Source organism: Streptomyces sp. NPDC104367 (assembly GCF_055583825.1).
Genome location: NZ_JBVJND010000010.1, coordinates 1 through 23,610, shown reverse-complemented (window position 1 = coordinate 23,610; position 23,610 = coordinate 1). Strand labels below are relative to the sequence as shown.

Sequence of the window (23,610 nt, the reverse complement as noted above, 5' to 3'; positions counted from 1 at the left end):
CCCCTCAGCTCCCCGCGCCCGGCTCGGCCGGACCGGCGGCGTCCGCAAGGAGTTCACGGAACGCGCCGGCCACCGTCTCCGGGTACTCCATCATCGCCACGTGCCCGGCGTCCGGCAGGGACAGCAGCCGGGACCAGCGGAAGCTGCGCGCGGCCTTCTGGGCCATGCGGTAGCCGACCAGTTGGTCACGGCCGCCGTAGATGAGCAGGGTCGGGGCGAGGACGCGCTCGGCCTGGCGCCAGAGCCCGTGCTGGCCGCCCAGCGTGTACGCGTTGACGATCCCGCGCGCGGACCGCGCCATCGCGTCCCAGAAGTACGGCAGCCGCAGCCGCCGTTCCAGTTCCTCCACCGCGTGCCCGAAGGCCTCGGGCGTCACCCGGCCGGGGTCGCCGTAGCAGAGCGCGAGCACGCCCCGTACGCGCTGCTCGGCGGTCCACTTCCCGGTCGTGCGGGTGAGGAGGCCGGCGACGCCGGGCAGGCCGAGGACGACCGTCGGCACGGCCGTGCGCTGGACGCGCAGCTCGGGCAGGGCCGGCGAGATGAGCGTGAGGCTGCGCACGAGGTCGGGGCGGACCGCCGCGACCCGGGTGGAGACCGCGCCGCCGAGCGAGTTGCCGAAGAGGTGGACCGGACCGCGCCCGGCCGAATCGAGGTAGCGGATGACCGCGCGCGCGTGCCCGGTGACGGAGTAGTCGCCGTCGTCCGGCGGCGGCGAGTCGCCGAAGCCGGGCAGGTCGACCGCCTCGCAGTCCACGTCGCCTTCGAGCCGCTCCATCAGCTGCGACCAGTTCTGCGAGGAGCCGCCGAGCCCGTGCACGAACAGCGCGGGCGGCAGTCCCTGCCGCGCGGGAGGGCGCGAACGGACCGACAACGTGACGCCCGGCAGCCCCACCGACCTGAGCCGCTCGCCCTCCGCGACCCTGACGGCCACCGCCTTCGGGAGCACGCTGGTGGGCGGCACGGCGGGCAGCTCGGTCGAAGACATGGGCCAATGTTACGAGACGATCACACAGTGATTCATGTGTTCGCCGTCACAGACTTGCCCGGGCGAGCCGCGGGACGGCACGCGCGCGTGCCGCGCGGAAGCGGAACGGCCGCGAAACGGCCGCGGACGACAGGACGACGGCATAGCGCCCGCTTCCGGTGTCTCCTACGCTCGTAGGCAGGGCACCCGATTGTGACCCCCTGCGGCCGTCAGGGACATACGAAGGAAGGGAGCCCGCCATGGCCCACGACCCCACCGACCCGGACGTGCTCGACGACCTGGAGCTGGAGGCGGAGGACGCCCCGGAGATCGGTGTCGAGGACCCGGAGGGCGACGCAGCCGAGCAGCACACCGACATCGCGCCGTCCCGCGACGCCCCGCTCACCGACGCGGACCGGGACCGCGCGAACGAGGCCGATCTGATCGAACAGGCACGCGTCGTCTCCCTCGACGAGGACGACTACCGCTGACCAGGACCGGCCTCCGGCGGGCGCACCTGGCCCGTCCGCATTTCCCGGTGCGGCTTTCGCCGCCGTCCGGTACGTGAAATTCTGCGCTCGCACCGCGCACAGCACGGTTACCGAAAAGTACGATGGCCGCGCGGCGCGATCCGCATGTGGACGACATAGGGAGGCGGCGTGACAGCCATCGAGCAGACAGAGGCGGCACGCCCGCGGGGCACTCGCCTGCCGCGCCGTGCCCGACGGAACCAGTTGCTGGGCGCGGCCCAGGAGGTTTTCGTCGCACAGGGGTACCACGCGGCCGCGATGGACGACATCGCGGAACGGGCCGGGGTCAGCAAGCCGGTGCTCTACCAGCACTTCCCCGGCAAGCTCGACCTCTACCTGGCCCTGCTGGACCAGCACTGCGACGCCCTGATCCAGGCCGTGCGCGGCGCGCTCGCCTCGACGACCGACAACAAGCAGCGCGTCCGGGCGACCATGGACGCCTACTTCGCGTACGTGGAGGACGACGGTGGCGCGTTCCGCCTGGTCTTCGAGTCCGACCTGACCAACGAGCCCGCGGTCCGCGAGCGCGTAGACAAGGTCACCACCGAGTGCGCCGAGGCGATCTGCGAGGTCATCGCCGAGGACACGGGCCTGTCGCGTGCCGAGTCGATGCTGCTGGCCTCCGGCCTCGGCGGCCTCGCCCAGGTCGTGGCGCGCTCCTGGCTGCACAGCGACCGCAGCGTCCCGCGCGACCAGGCGGTACAGCTGCTGGCCTCGCTGGCCTGGCGGGGCATCGCGGGCTTCCCGCTGCACGGGATCGACGGTCACCACTGACGTCCGCGCACGGCGCCGCCGTGCGCGTTCCCGTCGCATTCCCGTCCGGTGTTCGCTCCTGGCGTGCACGCCCGCAGCGTGTACGTCCCCTCACCGGGCTAATGTGTGCAGCGTACGGCGCGGAAGGTCGCGCACTTCACTGACCGTCGGAGGGACATAGCCGTGGAGGTCAAGATCGGCGTGCAGCACGCGCCCCGCGAGATCGTTCTGGAGAGCGGTCTGAACGCCGAGGAGGTCGAGCGCCTCGTCGCCGACGCGCTGTCGGGCAAGTCGCAGGTGCTGTCCCTGGAGGACGAGCGCGGGCGCAAGGTCCTCGTCCCGACGGACCGCCTGGCGTACATCGAGCTCGGTGAGCCGACGGTGCGCAAGGTCGGCTTCAGCGCGGTCTGACCACAGCTGAGCGAGGGGGCCCGGCGGACGGACGTCCGCCGGGCCCCCTCGCGTGTCCGTCCTCCACATCGGGCGCACAAGTCGCCCACAGGGGAGGATTGTGTTCCGCAGGTCACGGGTATGACGCGCTACGACGGTGAAAGCACCGGCCGGCCGTGGGAGGGACCACCTCGTGATGCTCCTGGAAGTCCTTGGATCCGCCCTGCTCGGCCTGGCCCTGTCGTGGGCCGCGGCCAGCCGTCTGTCCCACCGTCTGCCGGCCCGCACCCTGGTGTTCTGCACGGGGATCGCGGGAGCCCTCTTCGGCGACTTCGTCACCCACAGCGCGCTGGGCCCCGGCCCGGCCTTCGTGAGCCTCGTGGGCGCGGCGGTCGTCTCGGTGGCGTCCCTGTCCCTGCTCCTCCGCCCGACCGGCCGCCGCCTGCGCCGACGATCGATCCCGGCGTAGCTCTCACGGCGCCTCGAAGCCGGGCGTCCTGGAAATCCGGGCGGGCCGAACCCTGGCGCCCCGGAATCCGGGCGGGCCGAACCCGAGCGCCCCGGAAGGGGGCGCGGGGAGCCGCGCCCCGTGGAGCGCTACGCCGCGAGCCCGAGCGCGGCCATCCGCTTGGTGTGGGCCTCGGTGATCCGCGAGAACATCCGCCCCACCTCGGCGAGGTCGAACCCGTCGGCCACACCGCCCACCAGCATCGTCGACAGCGCGTCCCGGTCGGCGACCACCCGCTGCGACTGCGACAGCGCCTCCCCCATCAACCGCCGTGCCCACAGGGCCAGTCGGCCGCCCACCCGCGGGTCCGCGTCGATGGCCGCGCGCACCTTCTCCACCGCGAACTCGGCGTGCCCCGTGTCGTCGAGCACCGCCAGCACCAGCTCGCGCGTGTCGGAGTCGAGCCGCGCCGCGACCTCCCGGTAGAAGTCACTGGCGATCGAGTCGCCGACGTACGCCTTGACCAGGCCCTCCAGCCAGTCCGACGGCGCCGTCTGCCGGTGGAAGCCGTCGAGGGCCGCGACGAACGGCTCCATCGCCTGCGTCGCGTCCTCGGCGATCCCCGCCAGCCGGTCCCGCAGCCGCTCGAAGTGGTGGAACTCGGCCGACGCCATCTTCGCCAGCTCGGCCTTGTCCGCCAGCGACGGCGCCAGCTTGGCGTCCTCCGCGAGGCGCTCGAAGGCCGCGAGCTCGCCGTACGCGAGCGCGCCGAGCAGGTCCACGACCGCGGCACGGTACTGCGGGTCGACGGACGCCTGCGCCCAGTCCTGGGCGGCGACACCAGTCGGTTCGGCGGAGGCGGTCTCAGGCTTGTCAGAGCTCGTCATGAAGCGCACAATAGCCCGCTCGTCGCCGGTGGGAAGTCCCGGGGAAGCCCCAGGTCATCCACTGTGATTACCACGACGTGGCCAAATCGGCCATCACATGTGCACGATTCCGGGGTATGGTGGTAATGCGCCTGCTGGTACGCCGACGTATTTCGTCGTGCCTCGACAGGCCGCACGTATGAGGATGCCCGGTCGGTGGCCCGATCGGCTCCGACCCGACAGCCCTCCCGGTCCGTACGGCACTGTGCGTACGACGACCGGAGGGACACACCCTCAGCGGTATGAGCGCTAGAGCGTCGGCAGAGGTCCCGTGCACTACGGCGTGCCCCCCACGGCCCGCCCGTAAGGCAGCCGACGTCCCCGGCACGGTCTGTCCAAGACCCCCGCGCTCGCCTCGTGCCGCGCCACACAGAAGAGGCAGCACCCTGACTACGACGTTTCGTGAACTCGGAATCCTCCCCGAGACCGCCGAGGCCCTGGAGGCCGTCGGCATCATCAACCCCTTCCCCATCCAGGAGATGACGCTCCCGGTCGCCCTGTCCGGCACCGACGTCATCGGCCAGGCCAAGACCGGCACCGGCAAGACCCTCGGCTTCGGTCTGCCCCTCCTGGAGCGCGTGACCGTCCCCGCCGACGTGGAGGCCGGCCGCGCCGCCCCCGAGGCCCTCACCGAAGCACCGCAGGCGCTCGTCGTCGTCCCCACGCGCGAGCTCTGCACCCAGGTCACCAACGACCTGCTGACGGCCGGCAAGGTCCGTAACGTACGCGTTCTCGCCATCTACGGCGGCCGCGCCTACGAGCCGCAGGTCGAGGCCCTGAAGAGGGGCGTCGACGTGGTCGTCGGCACCCCGGGCCGCCTGCTCGACCTCGCGGGCCAGAAGAAGCTCAACCTCAAGCACATCAAGTCGCTCGTCCTGGACGAGGCCGACGAGATGCTCGACCTGGGCTTCCTGCCCGACGTCGAGAAGATCATCGGCATGCTTCCGGCCAAGCGCCAGACCATGCTGTTCTCGGCGACCATGCCGGGCGCGGTCATCGGCCTCGCGCGCCGGTACATGAGCCAGCCCACCCACATCCGCGCCACCGCGCCGGACGACGAGGGCGCGACCGTCGCGAACATCGCGCAGTTCGTCTACCGCGCGCACTCCATGGACAAGCCGGAGATGATCGCGCGCATACTGCAGGCCGAGGGCCGCGGGCTCGCGATGATCTTCTGCCGCACCAAGCGCACCGCCGCCGACATCGCCGAGCAGCTCGAACGCCGCGGCTTCGCCTCCGGCGCCGTCCACGGCGACCTGGGCCAGGGCGCCCGCGAGCAGGCGCTGCGCGCGTTCCGCAACGGCAAGGTGGACGTCCTCGTCTGCACCGACGTCGCCGCGCGCGGCATCGACGTCGAGGGCGTCACCCACGTCATCAACTACCAGTCCCCCGAGGACGAGAAGACGTACCTGCACCGGGTCGGCCGCACCGGCCGCGCGGGCGCCTCGGGTACGGCGATCACGTTCGTCGACTGGGACGACATCCCGCGCTGGCAGCTGATCAACAAGGCGCTGGACCTGAAGTTCCCGGACCCGGTGGAGACGTACTCGACCTCCCCGCACTTCTTCGAGGACCTCAAGATCCCCGCGGGCACCAAGGGTGTCCTGCCGCGCTCGGAGCGCACCCGCGCCGGGCTCGAAGCGGAGGAGCTGGAGGACCTGGGCGAGACCGGTGGCCGCGGTGCCCGTGGCCGTGGCGGCCGGGGCGGCCGTGACGAGTCCCGTTCCCAGGAGCGCGAGCGTCCGGCCCGCACCCCGCGCCGCCGCCGTCGCACGCGCGGCGGTTCGGCCCTGGAGCAGACGTCCGGTACGGCGTCCCCGGCGCCGGCCGCCGAGGCTGCCGAGGCCGTCTCGGCTTCGGAGCCCGCGGGCACCCGGACCCCGCGCCGCCGTCGCCGTACCCGCGCCGGTGGGGCGCAGGAGCAGGTGGCGGCGGCCGCCCCGGTGACCGTGACGCCGGAGGCCGTCGTCGAGACGGTCGAGGCCGTGGTGGAGCCGGTCGAGACGGAGAGGCCCCGTCGCCGCCGCACCCGCAGGTCCGCGGAGACCACGCCGGTGGCGGAGGCCGCGCCGGTGACCGAGGCGCCCGAGGTCCAGGAGACCCCGGCCCCCGCCCGCCGCCGCACCCGCAAGGCCGCCGAGGCCGTCGTCGAGACGGTCGAGGCCGTGGTGGAGGCGGTCGAGGCCGTCGTCGCCGAGCCGAAGCCGCGCCGGACCCGCAAGACCGCGGCCGACACCGCCGAGGCGGTCGAGGCGACGCCGCGTCGCCGGACCCGCAAGGCCGCCGAGCCTGTGGCCGAGGTCGTCGAGGCGCCCGCGGAGGCCGTCGAGGCCCCGGTGACGCCGACCCGCCGTCGCACCCGCAAGGCCGTGGAAGCTGCCGAGCCGGTGGCGGCCACGCCGGAGCCGGCGACGGCCGAGGCCCCGGAGGCCAAGCCTCGCCGGACCCGCAAGACGGCAGCCGCCGCCGAGGCGGCGGTCGACACCGCCGAAGCCGTCGAGGCCAAGCCGCGCCGCACCCGGAAGACCGCGGCTGCCGCCCCGGAGACCGCCGAGGCCGTGGCCGAGGCCCCGGAGGCGAAGCCGCGCCGGACCCGCAAGACGGCAGCCGCCGCCGAGGCCGCGGCCGACACCGCCGAAGCCGTCGAGGCCAAGCCGCGCCGCACCCGGAAGACCGCGGCTGCCGCCCCGGAGACCGCCGAGGCCGTGGCCGAGGCCCCGGAGGCGAAGCCGCGCCGGACCCGCAAGACCGCGGCTGCCGCCGAGGCAGCCGTGGACACCGCCGAAGCCGTCGAAGCCAAGCCGCGCCGCACCCGGAAGACCGCGGCTGCCGCCCCGGAGACCGCCGAGAGCGTCGAGGCCGAAGCCACGCCCAAGCCGCGCCGCACCCGCAAGACCGCGGTCGCCGCCGAGGCCGCCGTGGACGCGGTGGAAGGCACCGAGGCCAAGCCGCGCCGGACCCGGAAGACGGCAGCCGCCGCCACCGCGGAGATCCCGGCACAGGCCACCGAGGAGCCCGAGGTCAAGCCGAGGCGTCGTGCCACCCGCAAGACGGCCGAGTCCGTCGAGACGGCGGCGGACGCGGAGGCGAAGCCCAAGGCCCGCCGGACCCGGAAGACGGCAGCCGCCACCCCCGAGTCCTGAGCACGTCCCGACGGCCCGGCCCACCTCGTGTGGGCCGGGCCGTCGGCGTTCGTGCCGCGGCACCCTCCCCCACCCCGCCCCGGCCTTCGGTGCGGGCCCGCCGGATAACCTCTCCCCATGAGCAGGCCTCGTACCTTCGTTCCGCCCGTCGGTGCCCGCGCGTACGCGCTCGCGACCGCGCGCGGTGAGTTCGCCGTCGTCGACGTGCCCGTGGCCGCCGGGGCGGCGTCCAGGGGGGTCGCGCTGCTGCTGCCCGGGTTCACCGGCAGCAAGGAGGACTTCAACCCGCTGCAGGCGGCGCTGGGCGCGCGCGGATACCGGACGGTCGCGGTGGACGGGCGCGGCCAGTTCGAGTCGGACGGGCCGGTGCACGACGAATCGGCTTATGCGCAGGAGGAGTTGGCGCGGGATGTGCTCGCGCAGGCGGCGGCGGTCGGTGACGGCGGGCCCGTGCACCTGCTGGGGCACTCCCTGGGCGGTCAGATCTCGCGCGCGGCCGTGCTCCTCGACCCGGCGCCGTTCCGCTCGTTGACCCTGATGTCCTCGGGTCCGGCGCAGATCTCGTCCTCCCAGCAGCAGCGCGTGAAGCTGCTGCGGGACGCGCTCGCCGTGATGTCGATGGCGGAGGTCTGGGACGCCATGCAGGCCATGGAGGCGCTCGATGAACTGGTGGAGCCGGGGCTCGCGGCCGGGGAGCCGGAGGACGGCGAGGATCTGCGGCGCCGCTGGCTGGGCAACAAGCCCGCCCAACTCATAGCGACCGGGCGCCAGTTGTGCGTCGAGCCGGACCGCGTCGCCGAACTGTCCGCCGTGGCGCTGCCGTTCCATGTGCTGTCGGGCGCGCGGGACGACACCTGGCCGGTGCCGCTGCTGGACGACATGGCGCTGCGGCTCGGGGCGCGCCGGACCGTCGTCGAGGGGGCGGACCACTCGCCCAACACGGACCGCCCGGCCCCGACCGCCGCGGCGATCGCGGACTTCTGGGACGGCACCACGGACGCGGACCGGCACGACGCGAGCTAGTACGACACGGACCGGCACGACGCGAGCCGTACGGCGCCGGCTAGTACTGCGTCTGGAGGTGCTCCCAGAAGCCGTCGCGCAGGGCACGGCGCAGGTCGGCCTGGCCGCGCAGGGAGTACTGGAGCATGCCCTCGGCCTCGACGAGGAGGTCCTGGTCGACCGGGCCGGGCAGGTAGGGATGGCCGGGCAGCAGCTCGACGAGCGCCTCGCGGCCCCGCGCGGACAGCCATTTCGCGGCGATCTGCGCACCCACGAAGCGGACGTCCTCGCGGGTCGGACGGGTGGTGCCGGCGTCGTAGCCGGGGGCGGCGCGCCGGGAGACGTACGGCTTGAAGAAGTCGAGGTCGAGGGTGCGCTGGCTGTCGACCTCCCAGAGCAGCGGCTCGGCCTGGTTGCGGCCCTCGGGGGCCTCGATGCCCCAGAGGTGGACTCGGGCGCCGTAGCCCTGGGCGGCCTCGACCGCGGAGACCAGGTCCTCGTCGCCGCCGAGCAGGGCCGCGTCGCTGATGGCGCGGTGCCGGGCGAGTGACTCCAGGTCGGTGCGGATCAGGGAGTCGACGCCCTTCTGCTGGTTGTTGGCGTTGAGGTTGCCGAGGCGGACCTTGACGTCGGGCAGTTCGGCGATGGCCTGCTGCTCGGCGGTGTGGATGCGGCGGCGGGCGCCGTCGTACCAGTAGACGCGCAGCAGCCTGCTGTCCGCGAAGATCTGGCGGGCCTTGTCGATGAGCGCCTCGATCAGCCCCTCGGCGTCGAGGTCGAAGGCGCGGCGGTCCTCCGTCCCGGCGGCGAGCCGGCCCGTGGCCGCGTAGAGGTAGCCCGCGTCGACGAAGATCGCATGTGTCGAGGGTGTCTTGGCCACTTCGGCGAGCATGCGGGTGAGCAGCTCGTTCGTGCGGTCGATTCGGGCCTGGAGGCCGGCGTGGTCGTCGTTCATCGCCTCCATTGTCCCGGCGGTCACGCTGCGAACACAACCGGTCCCGGTCAGTCTCCCTGACGTACTGTACCGGTCGGTAATTAGACGTTCGAAAAATTTCTTTAGCGTAGGGAATGTTTGTAACACGCAAGTCGTTGACTAGAACGGAACACGAGACGAAGGGAGAGGCCATGCGCTTCGAAATCATGCGACTCGACGAGGTCGACGGCACGACCGTGGACAGCACCGTCGTGGACGCCGCCTCCGTCAACAGGATCGTGCAGCAGGCCGCCGCCGTGGGGCAGCGCCTGTGGATCCGACCGGCCGAGACCCAGGCCTCGTAACGAGACGAGCCTGACCGACGCGGAACACCGCTGAGTCTTCGGAGCCCCCGTACGGCATCGATGCCGTACGGGGGCTCCGCGTTTGCCCGGCGCGGCTACGCGCCCCTGACCACCTGGGTGACGCCGTTGATGATCTGCTGCACCGCGATCGCGGAGAGCATCATGCCGGCGAGCCGGGTCACCAGGACCACGCCGCCGTCCTTGATGACCCGGATGATCAGCAGCGAGTACCGCATCACCAGCCACAGCACGACGTGGATGGCGAGGATCGCGGCCCACACGGACACCTGCGAGGCGACACCGCCCGCCTTCTGCACGGCGAGGATGACCGAGACGATCGCACCGGGCCCGGCCAGCAGCGGCATGCCCAGCGGCACCAGCGCCACGTTGACGTCCTTGGTCTGCTTCGGCTCGTCGGTCTTGCCGGTGAGCAGGTCGAGGGCGATCAGCAGGAGCAGCAGCCCGCCCGCGATCATCAGCGCGGGCACGGAGACGTGCAGGTAGTCGAGGATCTGGTGGCCGAGCAGTCCGAAGACGGTGATGACACCGCCCGCCACGCACACGGCCTGGAAGGCCATCCGCTTCTGCACCTTGCCGGGGCGTCCGGCGGTGAGGGCGAGGAAGATCGGGGTGATCCCGGGGGGATCCATGATGACGAAGAGGGTCAGGAAGAGGGAGCCGAACACGGCGAGGTCGAACATGACGGGACTACGGGCCTTGCGGGAGGAAGGACGGACGGGAAGGGCGAGGGCGGACCTCAGGCCCCGCCGGTCCCCGGGACGGGGAAGGCGCCCGTCGCGCGGCGCGTGATCTCGCCGTACACCTCGGGGTCGGTCGTGTACTCGCCGAGCGTCACCGTCTTGCGGCTGCCGTGGTAGTCCGAGGAGCCGGTGACCAGCAGCCCCAGGTCCGCGGCGAGCCCGCGCAGGCGTACCCGGGTGTCCTCGTCGTGGTCCATGTGGTCGACCTCGATGCCGTCGAGACCGGCCGCGGCCATCTTCGCGATCGCCGGCTCGGGCACCGTACGTCCGCGCTTGGCGGCTCCCGGGTGCGCGAACACGCACACCCCGCCGGCGCCCTTGACCAGCCGGATCGCCTCGAAGGGGTCGGTCTCGTGCTTCTCCACGAAGGCCCGGCCGCCGTCGGCCAGCCACTCCTCGGTGAAGGCGTCGCTCACGGTCGGCACGACACCGAGCTCGACGAGCGCGGAGGCGACGTGCGGCCGCCCCACGGAACCGTCGCCGGCGATCCGCGCGACCTGCTCCCAGGTGACCGGCACGCCCAGCCCGTTCAGCTTGGCGACCATGCCGCGGGCGCGCGGCACCCGGTCGTCCCGGACCAGCTCGCGCTCGGCGAGCAGATCGGGCTCCTCGGGGTCGAAGAGGTAGGCCAGCATGTGCATGGAGACGCCGTCGATCCGGCAGGACAGCTCGGCCCCGGTGACCAGGGTGAGCCCCTCGGGGAGCGCGGCGACGGCCTCGGCGTACCCGCGGGTGGTGTCGTGGTCGGTCAGCGCGACCACGTCCAGCCCGGCCGCGGCGGCGTTGCGCACCAGCTCGGCCGGCGTGTCCGTACCGTCGGAGGCCGTGGAGTGGCAGTGCAGGTCGATGCGCACGGTGCGGGCTCCAGGCGGGACGGGACGGAAGGGGACGCGTCAAGGATAACGGCCGCCGCAGGATGCCCTGTCACACCCGGGAGCGGGGTGCGCCCCGTACAGCCGACGCACAGCACCCGCCGGCCGACGCACAGCACCCGCCGGCCGACGCACAGCACCCGCCGGCCGACGCGCAGCGCCCGCGCCCGGCCGGACGCCCGGCCCTAGGGTTCGAGCAGGCGCGGCGACAGCGCCCCGCAGGGCACCAGGTCCAGCTCGGCCCCCGCGTCCCGCAGGTCCGTCAGCACCAGCTCGTCGTACATCAGCAGTCCGGTCTGCTCGGGCCACACCACCGCCCACAGCCACAGCCCGCGCGCCTCGCCCGCGAAGACGGCCCGGTCGTCCGGCGCCCCGGACACATGCCACAGCGGGGTCGGCCGGCCGGCGGCCAGCACCTTGGCCTGCGGCGGCTTCTCCACGTCCATCCCGGGTCCCGGGTCCGGTCCGTCGATGCCCGCGTACCGCGCGCCGAGTCCGACGCCCAGCTCCTCGGCGACCAGGATCATCTCCCCTATGCCGCCGAGCGGCGCGGGCCCCGAGCACGCGACGGCGGTCGCGCGGCCGCCGCTGCGGTCGTCGCCCGCCGCGGCCACGCCCGTGAACAGCCAGCCCACCGGCAGCGGCCAGGGCATCCACACCGGCACCTGGGTGCGGTGCACCACGACACCGAGGGCCTCGACGCTGGGCGGGATCACGGGCTGTACCGGATGCACGGTCCCGTGCACATCGCACTGCCAGGTATCGGCGAAGAGTCCGGGAGCCCTGACCCGGCCACCGCACTTCGGGCAACTGGGTTCGCCCCTCATAGGGACCCACGGTCCTACCCGCGATCCCCCACGTCAAGGACGATCACCCGTCCGGAGGGACCCGTTCACCAGGAGGAACTAGATGTAGCTTGCATTAATTAGCTGAGCTAACTTACTATGTGTATACGCCAACTAAATCTGTTCGAGGAGGAAGCGCATGGACGACCCATTCGACGCCGGAGCGGGCGGCATCCTGCGACAGCCGAAGGCAGTGTGGGCGACGGCCGGCGCGTCCGTCGTCGCCTTCATGGGCATCGGCCTCGTCGACCCGATCCTGCCCTCCATAGCCAAGGGCCTGGACGCCACCACCGGCCAGGTCTCCCTGCTCTTCACCTCGTACTTCCTGATCACCGCCGTGGCGATGCTGCTCACCGGCTTCGTCTCCAGCCGGATCGGCGGCCGCAGGACGCTGCTGCTGGGCCTCGCCTTCGTGGTGGTCTTCGCGGGACTCGCCGGCACCTCCGGCACCGTCGGCCAGCTGGTCGGCTTCCGGGCCGGCTGGGGCCTCGGCAACGCGCTGTTCGTCTCGACCGCCCTCGCGGTCATCGTCGGCGCCTCGGCCGGCGGCAGCGCCGCCGCGATCCTGCTCTACGAGTCCGCGCTCGGCCTCGGCATGGCCTGCGGCCCGCTGCTCGGCGCCGTGCTCGGCAACATGAGCTGGCGCTACCCGTTCTTCGGCACCGCGACCCTGATGGCGGTCGGCTTCCTGTGCATCACCGCGTTCCTGAAGGAACAGCCGAAGCCCGCCCGCAGGACCTCGGTCCTCGACCCGCTCAGGGCCCTGGGCCACGGCGGCCTCGCCTCGGTGGCCGCGTCGGCCTTCTTCTACAACTACACGTTCTTCACCGTGCTGGCCTTCACCCCGTTCGTGCTGGACATGACCCCGTACCGCTCGGGCGCGGTCTTCTTCGCCTGGGGTGTGCTGCTCGCGGTCTTCTCGGTGCTCGTGGCCCCGCGCATGCAGCGGCGGTTCGGCTCCCTGAAGGTGCTCGGCGGCTCGCTCGTGCTGCTCGCCGCCGACGTCCTCGTCCTCGGCTACGGCGGCCACACCGCCGCGGTCGTCTGCACGATCCTGTCCGGCGCGTTCATCGGCGTGAACAACACCGTCTACACCGAGCTGGCGCTCGGCGTGTCGGACGCGCCGCGCCCGGTGGCGAGCGCGGGCTACAACTTCGTCCGCTGGTTCGCCGCGGCGGCCGCCCCCTACTTCGCGCCGAAGATCGAGGAGTGGACCGACATCCACGTCCCGTTCGCGGTCGCGGCGGTCACCGCCCTGCTGGGTGCGGCGGTGGTCCTCGTCCGGCGCAAGGCCCTCACCCACGACGCGGAGGAGCTGGAGCCGGTGCACGCCACCGAGGACGGCGTCACGGTCTTCGCCAACTGACATCGCCCGAGCGGCCTTTGGTGAGCTTGCTCACCCTCGTGGCCGGCGGACGGGTCAGTCCAGCGGGACGGACCTCCGGAGCGGATCCCGGAGGTCCGTCCCGTTCGCGAGCCACCGCTCCTGGAGCGCCTGGGCGCCGTGCACACGCTTCCAGGCGGCCTCGTTCGGCGTCATCGGCAGCAGCGGCAGGAACCGTACGGGGTCGAGCGGGGCGTCCAGCTCCAGATCCTCCACGAGACCGCCGGGCTCGCCGACCAGGACCGAGGTGAAGGGGGCGCCGGGCCACAGCGGCTCACCGGTGTCCAGGGACGCGCCGGGCGCCACGACCAACCCCTCGACCTGCGGAGACGCGGCGAGGACGGCGAGCGCGCGGAGCACCTTGTCGGTCTCGGCGAGACCGGCCCGGACCGACAGCACCAACTCCGCGCGCGGACCCGCGACGGGGTCCGCGACCATCGCCGTCGGGTCGGTCATGGGGTGCGCGGACATGCCGAGCGTGGCGTAGCGGGCGACCTTCTCGCCCCGCAGGTCCTCCTGGAAACGGAGCACCTCGACGCGGTCCGTACCGAGGAAGGTGACCGCCGCGCGCGCGTCCGGTTCGCCCAGCGCGGTGGTCAACCGGGCCTCGACCAGAGGAAGAACATCAGCCATGTCGTGAGCATAGAACTCGTCAGTACAGGGCAAAGCGGCGCCTTGACACCAAGGGCTGCTGCTACTCTGGCCGCGGCGGTTCGGGGCAGCGCGCAGTGCGTCGCGGAAGTCCCCGACGCCGTAGGCACTCCCTTACGAGGGACCGGCTGGAGGAGGTGGGGCTGTCATGGATCGAAGTCACCCGTGCAGTACCACTCGCTCTTCCGGCCTCTGATTTCTTCTCTGGCTGGCTGCCGCCTTTTCGTGCGCGTTGTCGTTCGGAAGAGCACTTCGTTTCCGCTTGCCTGATCCCTCTGGCCGATCTCCTCCGATCGGCCTGGATCCGTTCGTCTGATCCGAATCAGCAGCGAAGACGCCACCGCAATGGTGCGGTGCTCCCCGCTTTGTGGACGTGCCAAACATCCGCAGTCAGGACGTCCTCATTCCGGGTAGTTCCACCCGTTCCCGGCGATCTTTCGTTGCCTGTCGCGAAGGAGCCTGCCCATGTCGATGATCCGCGACCTCCGTGCCGTGGTCCGCCCGACCCGACCGTCCCTGCGCAAGAGCCTGCGTCCGGACACCGGCGCGTACGACACCACCCGCGACCCCGGCACGCCCTCGGCCGTCGTCGACTGCGCGGTCTACCGCGACGGCGCCCGCGTGGAGACGGCGAAGCCGCTGACCCCGCACGAGGCGATGCGGCTGGTGCGCCGTGACGGCGGGTTCGTCTGGATCGGCCTGCACGAGCCGACCGAGGCCGAATTCGCCGGTATCGCGAGCGAGTTCGGGCTGCACCCGCTGGCCGTGGAGGACGCGGTCCAGGCCCACCAGCGGCCGAAGCTGGAGCGCTACGACGACTCGCTGTTCACCGTCTTCAAGACCATCCACTACGTCGAGCACGACCGGCTCACCGCCAACAGCGAGGTCGTGGAGACCGGCGAGGTCATGTGCTTCACCGGCCGGGACTTCTTCATCACCGTCCGGCACGGCGGCCAGGGCTCGCTGCGGGCGCTGCGGCACCGGCTCCAGGACGACCCCGAGCTGCTCGCCAAGGGCCCCTCGGCCGTGCTGCACGCCATCGCCGACCACGTCGTCGACGGCTACATCGCGGTCGCCGACGCGGTGCAGGACGACATCGACGAGGTGGAGACCGAGGTCTTCTCGCCCGGACGCAAGGGCGGGGTGTCCCGTGGTGTCGACTCCGCGCGCATCTACCAGCTCAAGCGCGAGGTGCTGGAGTTCAAGCGCGCGGTCTCGCCCCTGCTGCGTCCGATGCAGCTGCTGAGCGAGCGGCCGATGCGGCTGGTCGACCCCGACATCCAGAAGTACTTCCGGGACGTCGCCGACCACCTCGCCCGCGTCCAGGAGCAGGTCGTCGGCTTCGACGAGCTCCTCAACTCCATCCTCCAGGCCAACCTCGCGCAGGCGTCCGTGGCGCAGAACGAGGACATGCGGAAGATCACGTCCTGGGCCGCGATCATCGCCGTGCCGACGATGGTGTGCGGTGTGTACGGCATGAACTTCAAGTACATGCCCGAGACGCACTGGCGGTACGGCTACCCGGTGATCATGGGCGTCACGATGGTGATCTGCCTCGGGATCCACCGGACGCTGAAGCGCAACGGCTGGCTGTGAGCGGCGCGGTTAGGGTGGGCGCCATGACAAGCGAGCTGCTCGGCCAGGCCCTCGTCGAGGAGGCCACGAAGAAGTCCGGTCTCATCTGGGTCCGGGGCGCGGGGGCGCCGGCCGCGCGGGCGGTGTGGCACGCGTGGGCCGACGGGGGCGTGTGCCTGGTCGGCGACGGGGCCGAGCAGCCGTTGGGCGGGCTGGCCGACGGGGGGTCCGCGGAGGTGACCGTCCGCAGCAAGGACAAGGGCGGCCGGCTGGTCACCTGGGCGGCGACGGTCACCGAGCTGGCCGCCGGCACCCCGGAATGGGACGCGGCGGTGGCCGAGCTCAAGGGCAAACGCCTCAACGCCCCCGACGGCGAGTCGATGACCGCCCGCTGGGCCCGCGAGTGCAGGGTGCTGCGCCTGACACCGACGGGGGCGACCTCGCCGCTGCCCGCGGAGAACCTGGCGGCGGCCCCGCTCCCCTCCCCGGCGACGACCCGGCGCCCGGCCCCGGCCGCCCTGCCCCGCCTGCTCACCAGGCGCAGAAAGAACAAGTGACCACGGCCCGACGAGGGTCGGCCACCGCCGCGGCGGGCTCCGGAGCATCGGCACCGACCGGGTGAGGCACCGCCGGACGGCAGCCTCGCGGCCGGGCGCCGTCGCGGCGGGGCCGGGGGTGTTGCGCGCCGGGACCGGGCCGCCGGGCTGCGGCCCCGCGGGTGCCCGGGCCCGAGAGGACGCCGCCGGGCCCCGTTCCCGCCGTGCCTACGACGTGGGGAGCTGCTTGCCGTAGTCCACCGTCTCACCCTTCTCCGGCTCGGCGACGCTGAAGTCCTTACCCCAGTCGGAGAAGGTGAGGGTGCCCGCGCCGCCGCCGCGTTCGAGGCGGAGGGGGTACGGCTTGCCTTCGAGGGAGACGTCGAGCGTGCCGCCGCTGCCGTCGTCGCCGGTGATGCGGATCGTGCGGGTGCCCGACTGCTCGTGGTGGCCGTCCGTCGAGAGGGAACCGTGCAGGGTCAGCAGGCCCGAGAGGAGGACGTCCTTGTCCGTGAAGCCGCTGAACTTCTTGTACGCGGGGTCCGTCCTGGGCACCTTGACGTACTTGCCGTCGAGCGTGGTCGCGGCCGTCGTGTCGCTGCCGTCGGCGTGGTTCCAGAAGCCCGCGTCGGCCTGGAGGTACAGCGTGGCGCCGACCCGCAGCAGCTGGAAGGTCGACCCCTTGGACGTGACCGACCCGGTGCCGCCGTCGTCGTTGAGGCGCATGTCCAGCTCGTACGTGCGCCCGCTGGTGACCACCGTCCCCTCCATCCGCACCGCCGCCACCGACGAGGCCGCCGCCCGTGTCTTCGACTGGATCACGTCGGCCGACAGCTTGCCCACCCCGTTCGTGCCCGCGTCCGGATCCTCGCTGCACGCCGTGAGGAAGGCGAGTGCGCACATCGCGGTCACCAGCGCGGCGCGGGAAGTACGGCCCGGAGCGATCGCGGTCACAGACAGGGCCACCTTTCTGACGGGTCCGGTACGACGGACCGCAGCGTACCGGTGCCCCGGCCGCCCGGCGGAGCCAGTCCGTCCGGACCGCCCACCAGGGCGTATCCGATCGGTACGGGCTAGCCTGAAGCCCACCGAGCGGGCACAAGCGGCAGGAAACCCATCAAGTGGCACGTTCGCAGGCAAAGGAAGCGGAACCATGGCAGGCGGCGCTCCCCGGATCTTCGTCTCGCACCTCGCCGGTGTCGCCGTCTTCGATCCCAACGGCGACCAGGTGGGCCGCGTCAGGGACCTCGTCGTCATGCTGCGCGTCGGCCGCCGCCCCCCGCGGCTGCTCGGCCTGGTCGTCGAACTGTCCACCCGGCGCCGTATCTTCCTGCCCATGACCCGGGTGACGAGCATCGAGTCCGGCCAGGTCATCACCACCGGCGTGCTCAACGTCCGCCGCTTCGAGCAACGCCCCACCGAACGCCTGGTCTTCGGCGAACTCCTGGACCGCCGGGTCAAGCTGGTCGAGTCCGGCGAGGAGGTCACCGTCCTCGACCTGGCCGTACAGCAGCTGCCGGCCCGCCGGGACTGGGAGGTCGACCGGGTCTTCGTCCGCAAGGGCCGCACCGGCACCTTCCGGCGGGCCAGGGGCGAGACGCTCACCGTGGAGTGGTCGCAGGTCACCGGCTTCTCGCTGGAGGAGCACGGCCAGGGCGCCGAGAGCCTGCTCGCCACCTTCGAGCAGCTGCGCCCCGCCGACCTCGCCAACGTGCTGCACCACCTCTCCCCCAAGCGCCGCGCGGAGGTGGCCGCGGCCCTGGACGACGACCGCCTCGCCGACGTCCTGGAGGAGCTGCCCGAGGACGACCAGATCGAGATCCTCGGCAAGCTCAAGGAGGAGCGGGCGGCGGACGTCCTGGAGGCCATGGACCCGGACGACGCGGCCGACCTGCTGGGCGAGCTCCCCGAGGAGGACAAGGAACGGCTGCTGAGCCTGATGCAGCCGGCCGACGCGGCGGAGATGCGGCGCCTGATGTCGTACGAGGAGCACACGGCGGGCGGGCTGATGACCACCGAGCCGATCGTGCTGCGTCCCGACGCCACCGTCGCCGACGCCCTCGCCCGGGTCCGCAACCCCGACCTGTCCCCGGCCCTCGCCGCCCAGGTCTACGTCTGCCGTCCGCCCGACGAGACGCCCACCGGCAAGTACCTGGGCACCGTCCACTTCCAGCGGCTGCTGCGCGACCCGCCGTACACCCTGGTGAGCTCGCTCGTCGACGACGACCTGCAACCGCTCGCCCCGGACGCCACGCTCCCGGTCATCGCCGGGTTCTTCGCCACGTACGACATGGTCGCGGCGCCCGTGGTGGACGAGGCGGGGTCGCTGCTCGGCGCGGTGACCGTGGACGACGTACTGGACCACATGCTGCCGGAGGACTGGCGGGAGACCGAGTTCCACCTGGACGAGGAGGAGCCCACGGCGCAGAAGGAGGCGGGGAGCCATGGCGGCTGAACGCGAGGGCGGCCGGGAGCGGACGCCGTCGGGCGCGACCGCGGCCACCCGCGCCCGGAGCACCCGGCTGGACCAGCCGCGCCCGCCGCGGCGCCGGATCGTGCCCGAGTGGGACCCGGAGGCCTTCGGACGGCTGTCCGAGCGCATCGCGCGGTTCCTGGGCACCGGACGGTTCATCGTCTGGATGACCTTCGTGATCATCCTCTGGGTGCTGTGGAACATCGCGGTGCCCGGCAGATTCCGCTTCGACGAGTACCCGTTCATCTTCCTGACCCTGGCGCTGTCCCTCCAGGCCTCCTACGCGGCCCCGCTGATCCTGCTCGCGCAGAACAGGCAGGACGACCGGGACCGGGTCAACCTCGAACAGGACCGCAAGCAGAACGAGCGCTCCATCGCGGACACCGAGTACCTCACCCGGGAGATCGCCGCCCTGCGCATGGGCCTGGGCGAGGTGGCGACCCGGGACTGGATCCGCAACGAGCTGCAGGACCTGCTGAAGGAGATGGAGGAGCAGCGGAACGGACAGGTCGTATTCCCGGCAGAACGGTCGGCGGGGCGTGACGTAGACGACCGTTGAGGGGCGTTATAGGGGCCACGTGCCTCGCCGTACCATCGTCTGTATGGCTAGCGAAGACGCGGTGCGCGAGGCACTGGCGACGGTGAACGACCCCGAGATCAACCGGCCCATCACCGAACTGGGGATGGTCAAATCGGTGGCGGTCGGGGAGGACGGCGCGGTCGCGGTCACCGTGTACCTGACGGTCTCCGGCTGCCCGATGCGCGAGACGATCACCCAGCGGGTCACCGAGGCGGTCTCCCGCGTCGAGGGCGTCACCGGTGTCGCCGTCACGCTGGACGTGATGAGCGACGAGCAGCGCAAGGAGCTGGCCACCGCGCTGCGCGGCGGCCAGACCGAGCGCGAGGTGCCCTTCGCCAAGCCCGGCAACCTCACCCGGGTCTACGCGGTCGCCTCCGGCAAGGGCGGTGTCGGCAAGTCGTCCGTGACGGTGAACCTCGCCGCCGCGATGGCCGCCGACGGCCTGAAGGTGGGCGTCGTCGACGCCGACATCTACGGCCACTCCGTGCCGCGCATGCTGGGTGCGGACGGCCGTCCCACCCAGGTCGAGAACATGATCATGCCGCCGTCGGCGAACGGCGTGAAGGTCATCTCCATCGGCATGTTCACCCCGGGCAACGCCCCGGTCGTCTGGCGCGGCCCGATGCTGCACCGCGCCCTCCAGCAGTTCCTCGCGGACGTGTACTGGGGCGACCTGGACGTCCTGCTCCTGGACCTCCCGCCCGGCACCGGTGACATCGCCATCTCGGTCGCCCAGCTGGTCCCCAACGCGGAGATCCTGGTCGTCACGACCCCGCAGCAGGCGGCGGCCGAGGTCGCCGAGCGGGCCGGCTCCATCGCCGTGCAGACCCACCAGAAGATCGTCGGCGTGGTCGAGAACATGTCCGGCCTGCCCTGCCCGCACTGCGGCGAGATGGTCGACGTGTTCGGCACGGGCGGCGGCCAGCTGGTCGCCGACGGCCTCACCCGCACGACCGGCGCGACCGTCCCCGTCCTCGGCAACATCCCGATCGACGTCCGCCTCCGCGAGGGCGGCGACGAGGGCAGGCCGGTCGTCCTGTCCGACCCCGACAGCCCGGCGGGCGCGGCCCTGCGGGGCATCGCCGGCAAGCTGGGCGGCCGCCAGCGCGGCCTCTCCGGCCTGTCCCTGGGCATCACCCCGCGGAACAAGTTCTGACGGCTGTTTCCGCGCCCCGCCAGGGGCGCGGGGACGGCGCGACAAGCCACGGCGCGCTGGCGACCACGGACGGCCGCCAGCCCTGCGGCACAGGGGCGCCACCGGCGCCCCTGTGCCGCCGCGTCACGCGTACTCGGCGATGTCCTTGATCACCGCGAACCCGAGCCCGTACGCCGACATCCCCCGGCCGTACGCCCCCAGGTGCACGCCCGCCTGCGTCGACCCGGCGAGCACCCACCCGAACTCCGACTCCCGGTAGTGGAACGGCGTGGCCACCCCGTCCACCGGCAGGGAGAGCGTGGACCACTCGGACCCGTCGAGGTCGTCGGCCAGCGCCCAGGCCGTCTCGGTCTGCTGCTCCAGCCAGTCGTCGCGCAGGCTGTGGTCCATCTGGCCCGGCCAGGTGAAGGACAGCAGCCCGACACCGGCCAGCCACGCCGCCGAGGACACCGAGGTGGCCTCCAGCAGCCCCGTCCCGTCCGCGCTGCGCCGGGACGGATTCGCCGCCACGGTCACGACCACCGCGAACTTCTCCCGGGACTCGGCCGCGGCGGCGGCCAGGTGCTCGTTGCGCACCGACGGCTCGTCCCCGTGCCCGATCGACCCGTGCTCGACGGCCCCGTCGGCCGCCGTACCCACCTGCATCAGCCAGCGCGGCCCCGTGAACGCCTCGTCGAGGCCGTACCAGGGAAAGGGCGCCAGCAGGTAGCCGTCGGCCGTGCGGCGGGCGGAGAGGACCGGCTGTCCGCCCTCCGCGACCGACACCTGTCCACCCACCTGACTTGTCGTCTCCATCTGCCGGCGCCTCCTCGCTCTCGTCGGTCCGGGGCGGCCCGCCCCCCTTCGGGCGCACTCGTCCGGTCCGCACAACAACTCGGCAGCATATCGACACCGCTGGGACCAGCAGCGAAACCACCCGGCGCGCGGCACGTGCGGACGGCCGGTTCACGCCGTGAGCGGCGTACCCGACGCTATGAAACGCGTCACGTACGCCGCTCGGGCCGGGCCTGTGCCCGGTGTGTACCGGGGTGCGCGGTGTGCGGTGGGACTCAGGTGGCGTCCGCGTCGAACGGCGGACGGTCGTCCTTGCCCGGGTCCTCGGGCTTCTTGGTCATGTCGATCCGGCCGCCGGAGGAACCGCCCGGGGAACCGCCCGCGGAAGAGGCGGACGAGTCGGCCTCGCGGCTGTTCACCGCGTCGGTGACCTCGGCCATCTCCTTCTTCAGGTCGAAGCCGTTGCGGATCTCCTTCAGCCCCAGCTCGTCGCCGTCCAGGTGCTTGCGGATGAACGTCTTGGGATTGAGGTCCTCGAACTCGAAGTCCTTGAACTCCGGGCCGAGCTCCTCGCGGATGTCCGCCTTGGCGCTCTCGGAGAACTCCCGGATCTTGCGGATGGTCCGCATGACGTCCTGGATGACCTTCGGGAGCTTGTCCGGACCGAAGACGAGCACGGCGAGCACGATGATCGTCACCAGCTCGAGTGGTCCTATGTCATTGAACACCTGAAGCTCCTTGCGATGTCCTCGGTCCTCGGCCCTCCGGTCGCTGTTGCGGGTGTTCCGTGGTCCGGGCCGGGTCCACGGTACCCGGCCCACCTGTCCGACCGGTACCGTCCCGTGGCGTCCGACCGCGCGTGTACGACCGGTTTTCCGGGTTGTTTGCCTAGTCGAGGCACGGACGCGGCCCCACCTGTGAGGTTTCTGTCAGTTCCTGTCGGCGGACCCCAGGACCAGCGTGAGCCGCTCGCGGGTACCGGCGCGCTCGACGGTGAGGCCCAGCCGGTCGCCGGGGCGGTGCGCGCGGGTGCGGACGATCAGCTCCTCGGCGGAGTGCACGGGCTGTCCGCCGAGCGCGGTGACGACGTCCCCGGCGCGCAGGCCGGCCCGCGCGCCGGGGCCGCCCGCGGTGACCGCGGGGCCGCCGTCGGCGGCCCGGGCGTCGATCCGGGCGCCGTCGCCGGTGTAGTCCATGTCGAGGGTGATCCCGATCACCGGGTGTGTCGCCCTGCCGGTCCTGATCAGTTCCCCGGCGACCCGCCTGGCCTGGTTGATCGGGACGGCGAACCCGAGCCCGGCCGCCCCCTCCCGCCCGTCGCCCGGCCCGGTGCCGCCGCCGGCCGGCCGGATCGCGGAGTTGACCCCGACGGCCCGGGCGTGGGCGTCGAGCAGGGGGCCGCCGGAGTTGCCCGGGTTGATCGGGGCGTCCGTCTGCAGCGCGTCGACGTACGACGCGTCGCTGCCGTCCCCGCTCCCGTCGCCGGAGACGACGGGCCGTTCCCTGGCGCTGATGATCCCGGAGGTGACGGTGCCGGGGAGGCCGAGGGGGGCGCCGACGGCGACGACCGGGTCGCCGACGCGGACCCCGTCGGAGTCGCCGAGCGGCAGGGGGGTGAGGCCGTGCACGCCGTGCACCTGGACGACGGCGAGGTCGTAGCGGCTGTCCCGGCCGACGACGGTCGCCCTGGCGTCGGTCCCGCCGCTGAAGGTCACGGATATCCGGCCGCCGTCCGCCGCGGGCGCGACGAGGTGGCCGCCGGTGAGGATGTGCCCGCTGGTGTCGAGCACGAAGCCGGTGCCGGTGGCCTGTTCGCCGACACCGGTGCCGGTGCCGGTGCCCTTGCCGGTCACGCCGCCGGTGACGTGGAGGGTGACGACGCTGGGGAGGGCCCGCGCGGCGATCCGGGCGACGCTGCCCGGCTGCCGGTCCGGCGGCGGGGGGCCGGGCGGCGGCAGGCGTACCTCCTGCACGCCCGTGGTGCGCTGGAGGTAGGCGGCGACGAGGCCGCCGGCCGCCCCGCAGACCAGCGCGAGCGCCAGCGCACCCCCGAGGAACGACCGCACACTCCGCGCCCGCCGCGGCCCGGCCGCCGCGCGGGGCCGCTCGGTTCCGGTTCCGGTTCCGGGTGTGCTGTGGGCGGCTTCGGCCGGGACCGGGGTCGGCCGCGCGGGTTCGAAGCCGTCGTCGGTGTGTCCGGCCCGGCCGTGCGGCACCGCCGGTGTCACCTCCCGGGCCCGCTCCCCCGCCGCGGGCACCGCGTCTCCGGACAGGTCCGGTGACGTCGGTATCCCCTCGTCCATGTGCTCCCCACGGGCCGCGGTCGAATCCGTGCCCGGGGGCATACCGCGGGCATGGCTGGCTCACAGGATTCAACCAGGTGCGCGGGTCGGCGCGCAGGGCCCGTTCGACAGGTGGGCGGTGACCGGCCGGGGGCCGGTCAGTGGGCCGCGCGGGAGGAGCGGGAGGAGCGGGGGGGGTGCCTCTATGTCTTCCGTCAAGGCACCCCTGTCGGGTTTGGTGTGGTTCGGTGTTGCTGGGGTTATGCGGCGAGCTCGATGTCCGTCGG

The 23,610-nt window shown here is 72.6% G+C and carries 24 protein-coding genes; 13 read left to right on the top strand and 11 right to left on the bottom strand.

The genetic code is table 11. The annotated features are described in order from the left end of the window. Positions 1–4: 4 nt before the first annotated feature. Entirely contained in the window at positions 5–985 is a 981-nt protein-coding gene (locus tag ACZ619_RS16845) for an alpha/beta fold hydrolase (RefSeq protein WP_469599281.1), read from the bottom strand. Positions 986–1,224: 239 nt separating this feature from the next. On the opposite strand from ACZ619_RS16845, the gene ACZ619_RS16840 reads away from it, so the two are divergent. The 4 genes from ACZ619_RS16840 (at position 1,225) to ACZ619_RS16825 (ending at position 3,106) form a co-directional block, all read left to right on the top strand. Next, positions 1,225–1,455 (top strand): hypothetical protein, encoded by a 231-nt coding sequence (locus ACZ619_RS16840; RefSeq protein ID WP_469599279.1) that lies wholly within the window; start codon positions 1,225–1,227, stop codon positions 1,453–1,455. 168 nt (positions 1,456–1,623) lie between these two features. Next, on the top strand, positions 1,624–2,268 hold the full coding sequence (locus ACZ619_RS16835) for a TetR/AcrR family transcriptional regulator (protein WP_469599278.1): 645 nt from the start codon (positions 1,624–1,626) through the stop codon (positions 2,266–2,268). Positions 2,269–2,430: 162 nt separating this feature from the next. After that, positions 2,431–2,658: a DUF3107 domain-containing protein gene (locus ACZ619_RS16830; protein ID WP_469599276.1), complete on the top strand. Its 228-nt coding sequence runs from the start codon at positions 2,431–2,433 to the stop codon at positions 2,656–2,658. Positions 2,659–2,833: 175 nt separating this feature from the next. Further along, complete coding sequence (locus ACZ619_RS16825) at positions 2,834–3,106, top strand: hypothetical protein (RefSeq protein ID WP_469599274.1); 273 nt, start codon at positions 2,834–2,836, stop codon at positions 3,104–3,106. A 128-nt stretch (positions 3,107–3,234) separates the two neighbouring features. On the opposite strand, the gene ACZ619_RS16820 is transcribed toward ACZ619_RS16825, so the two are convergent. Then, positions 3,235–3,981 (bottom strand): ferritin-like fold-containing protein, encoded by a 747-nt coding sequence (locus ACZ619_RS16820; protein WP_469599272.1) that lies wholly within the window; start codon positions 3,979–3,981, stop codon positions 3,235–3,237. Positions 3,982–4,490: 509 nt separating this feature from the next. On the opposite strand from ACZ619_RS16820, the gene ACZ619_RS16815 reads away from it, so the two are divergent. Together ACZ619_RS16815 and ACZ619_RS16810 are read left to right on the top strand one after the other, a co-directional pair. Next, entirely contained in the window at positions 4,491–7,154 is a 2,664-nt protein-coding gene (locus tag ACZ619_RS16815) for a DEAD/DEAH box helicase (protein ID WP_469599270.1), read from the top strand. A 117-nt stretch (positions 7,155–7,271) separates the two neighbouring features. Beyond that, on the top strand, positions 7,272–8,177 hold the full coding sequence (locus ACZ619_RS16810) for an alpha/beta fold hydrolase (RefSeq protein WP_469599268.1): 906 nt from the start codon (positions 7,272–7,274) through the stop codon (positions 8,175–8,177). 40 nt (positions 8,178–8,217) lie between these two features. Here the strand turns inward: ACZ619_RS16810 and ACZ619_RS16805 are convergent, their stop codons facing one another. Continuing rightward, positions 8,218–9,111 (bottom strand): NYN domain-containing protein, encoded by an 894-nt coding sequence (locus ACZ619_RS16805; protein ID WP_469599267.1) that lies wholly within the window; start codon positions 9,109–9,111, stop codon positions 8,218–8,220. A 170-nt stretch (positions 9,112–9,281) separates the two neighbouring features. On the opposite strand from ACZ619_RS16805, the gene ACZ619_RS16800 reads away from it, so the two are divergent. After that, a complete protein-coding gene (locus tag ACZ619_RS16800; protein WP_365706238.1) occupies positions 9,282–9,434 on the top strand; it encodes a hypothetical protein in 153 nt (50 codons plus the stop codon). A 95-nt stretch (positions 9,435–9,529) separates the two neighbouring features. Here ACZ619_RS16800 and ACZ619_RS16795 read toward each other — a convergent pair whose 3' ends face one another. The 3 genes from ACZ619_RS16795 to ACZ619_RS16785 all read right to left on the bottom strand — a co-directional run bounded on the left by ACZ619_RS16795 (position 9,530) and on the right by ACZ619_RS16785 (position 11,894). Then, complete coding sequence (locus ACZ619_RS16795) at positions 9,530–10,135, bottom strand: MarC family protein (protein WP_469599265.1); 606 nt, start codon at positions 10,133–10,135, stop codon at positions 9,530–9,532. A 56-nt stretch (positions 10,136–10,191) separates the two neighbouring features. Continuing rightward, on the bottom strand, positions 10,192–11,049 hold the full coding sequence (locus ACZ619_RS16790; RefSeq protein WP_469599264.1) for a PHP domain-containing protein: 858 nt from the start codon (positions 11,047–11,049) through the stop codon (positions 10,192–10,194). Between the two features lie 203 nt (positions 11,050–11,252). After that, a complete protein-coding gene (locus tag ACZ619_RS16785; RefSeq protein ID WP_469599263.1) occupies positions 11,253–11,894 on the bottom strand; it encodes a DUF6758 family protein in 642 nt (213 codons plus the stop codon). Positions 11,895–12,051: 157 nt separating this feature from the next. On the opposite strand from ACZ619_RS16785, the gene ACZ619_RS16780 reads away from it, so the two are divergent. Beyond that, on the top strand, positions 12,052–13,278 hold the full coding sequence (locus ACZ619_RS16780; RefSeq protein ID WP_469599262.1) for an MFS transporter: 1,227 nt from the start codon (positions 12,052–12,054) through the stop codon (positions 13,276–13,278). Positions 13,279–13,332: 54 nt separating this feature from the next. Here the strand turns inward: ACZ619_RS16780 and ACZ619_RS16775 are convergent, their stop codons facing one another. After that, positions 13,333–13,929, bottom strand: coding sequence for a suppressor of fused domain protein (locus ACZ619_RS16775; RefSeq protein WP_469599260.1), 597 nt, complete (start codon positions 13,927–13,929; stop codon positions 13,333–13,335). Positions 13,930–14,412: 483 nt separating this feature from the next. Between ACZ619_RS16775 and ACZ619_RS16770 the strand changes: the two genes are divergently transcribed. Continuing rightward, positions 14,413–15,543 carry a magnesium and cobalt transport protein CorA gene (locus ACZ619_RS16770; protein ID WP_469599258.1) on the top strand — a complete coding sequence of 377 codons (1,131 nt, stop codon included), beginning with the start codon at positions 14,413–14,415 and terminating at the stop codon, positions 15,541–15,543. Between the two features lie 23 nt (positions 15,544–15,566). Further along, a complete protein-coding gene (locus ACZ619_RS16765) occupies positions 15,567–16,079 on the top strand; it encodes a hypothetical protein (RefSeq protein WP_469599256.1) in 513 nt (170 codons plus the stop codon). A 207-nt stretch (positions 16,080–16,286) separates the two neighbouring features. Here ACZ619_RS16765 and ACZ619_RS16760 read toward each other — a convergent pair whose 3' ends face one another. Continuing rightward, complete coding sequence (locus ACZ619_RS16760) at positions 16,287–17,012, bottom strand: hypothetical protein (RefSeq protein WP_469599254.1); 726 nt, start codon at positions 17,010–17,012, stop codon at positions 16,287–16,289. A gap of 199 nt (positions 17,013–17,211) precedes the next feature. Here ACZ619_RS16760 and ACZ619_RS16755 point away from each other — a divergent pair, with 199 nt between their 5' ends. Genes ACZ619_RS16755 through ACZ619_RS16745 form a run of 3 tightly spaced genes read left to right on the top strand, consistent with a single transcriptional unit; the run spans position 17,212 to position 20,267 of the window. Then, complete coding sequence (locus ACZ619_RS16755) at positions 17,212–18,513, top strand: magnesium transporter MgtE N-terminal domain-containing protein (RefSeq protein ID WP_469599252.1); 1,302 nt, start codon at positions 17,212–17,214, stop codon at positions 18,511–18,513. Beyond that, on the top strand, positions 18,503–19,090 hold the full coding sequence (locus ACZ619_RS16750; protein ID WP_469599250.1) for a DUF1003 domain-containing protein: 588 nt from the start codon (positions 18,503–18,505) through the stop codon (positions 19,088–19,090). The genes ACZ619_RS16755 and ACZ619_RS16750 overlap by 11 nt, the downstream gene beginning before the upstream one ends. Positions 19,091–19,133: 43 nt before the next feature. Beyond that, positions 19,134–20,267, top strand: coding sequence for an Mrp/NBP35 family ATP-binding protein (locus tag ACZ619_RS16745; protein WP_469599248.1), 1,134 nt, complete (start codon positions 19,134–19,136; stop codon positions 20,265–20,267). A 123-nt stretch (positions 20,268–20,390) separates the two neighbouring features. Here the strand turns inward: ACZ619_RS16745 and ACZ619_RS16740 are convergent, their stop codons facing one another. From ACZ619_RS16740 to ACZ619_RS16730, 3 genes are all read right to left on the bottom strand, one after another. After that, positions 20,391–21,062 carry a hypothetical protein gene (locus ACZ619_RS16740; RefSeq protein ID WP_469599246.1) on the bottom strand — a complete coding sequence of 224 codons (672 nt, stop codon included), beginning with the start codon at positions 21,060–21,062 and terminating at the stop codon, positions 20,391–20,393. Positions 21,063–21,316: 254 nt separating this feature from the next. After that, complete coding sequence (locus ACZ619_RS16735; protein ID WP_469599244.1) at positions 21,317–21,769, bottom strand: sec-independent translocase; 453 nt, start codon at positions 21,767–21,769, stop codon at positions 21,317–21,319. A 201-nt stretch (positions 21,770–21,970) separates the two neighbouring features. Further along, positions 21,971–23,344 carry a S1C family serine protease gene (locus tag ACZ619_RS16730; protein WP_469599242.1) on the bottom strand — a complete coding sequence of 458 codons (1,374 nt, stop codon included), beginning with the start codon at positions 23,342–23,344 and terminating at the stop codon, positions 21,971–21,973. Between the last annotated feature and the right edge of the window lie 266 nt (positions 23,345–23,610).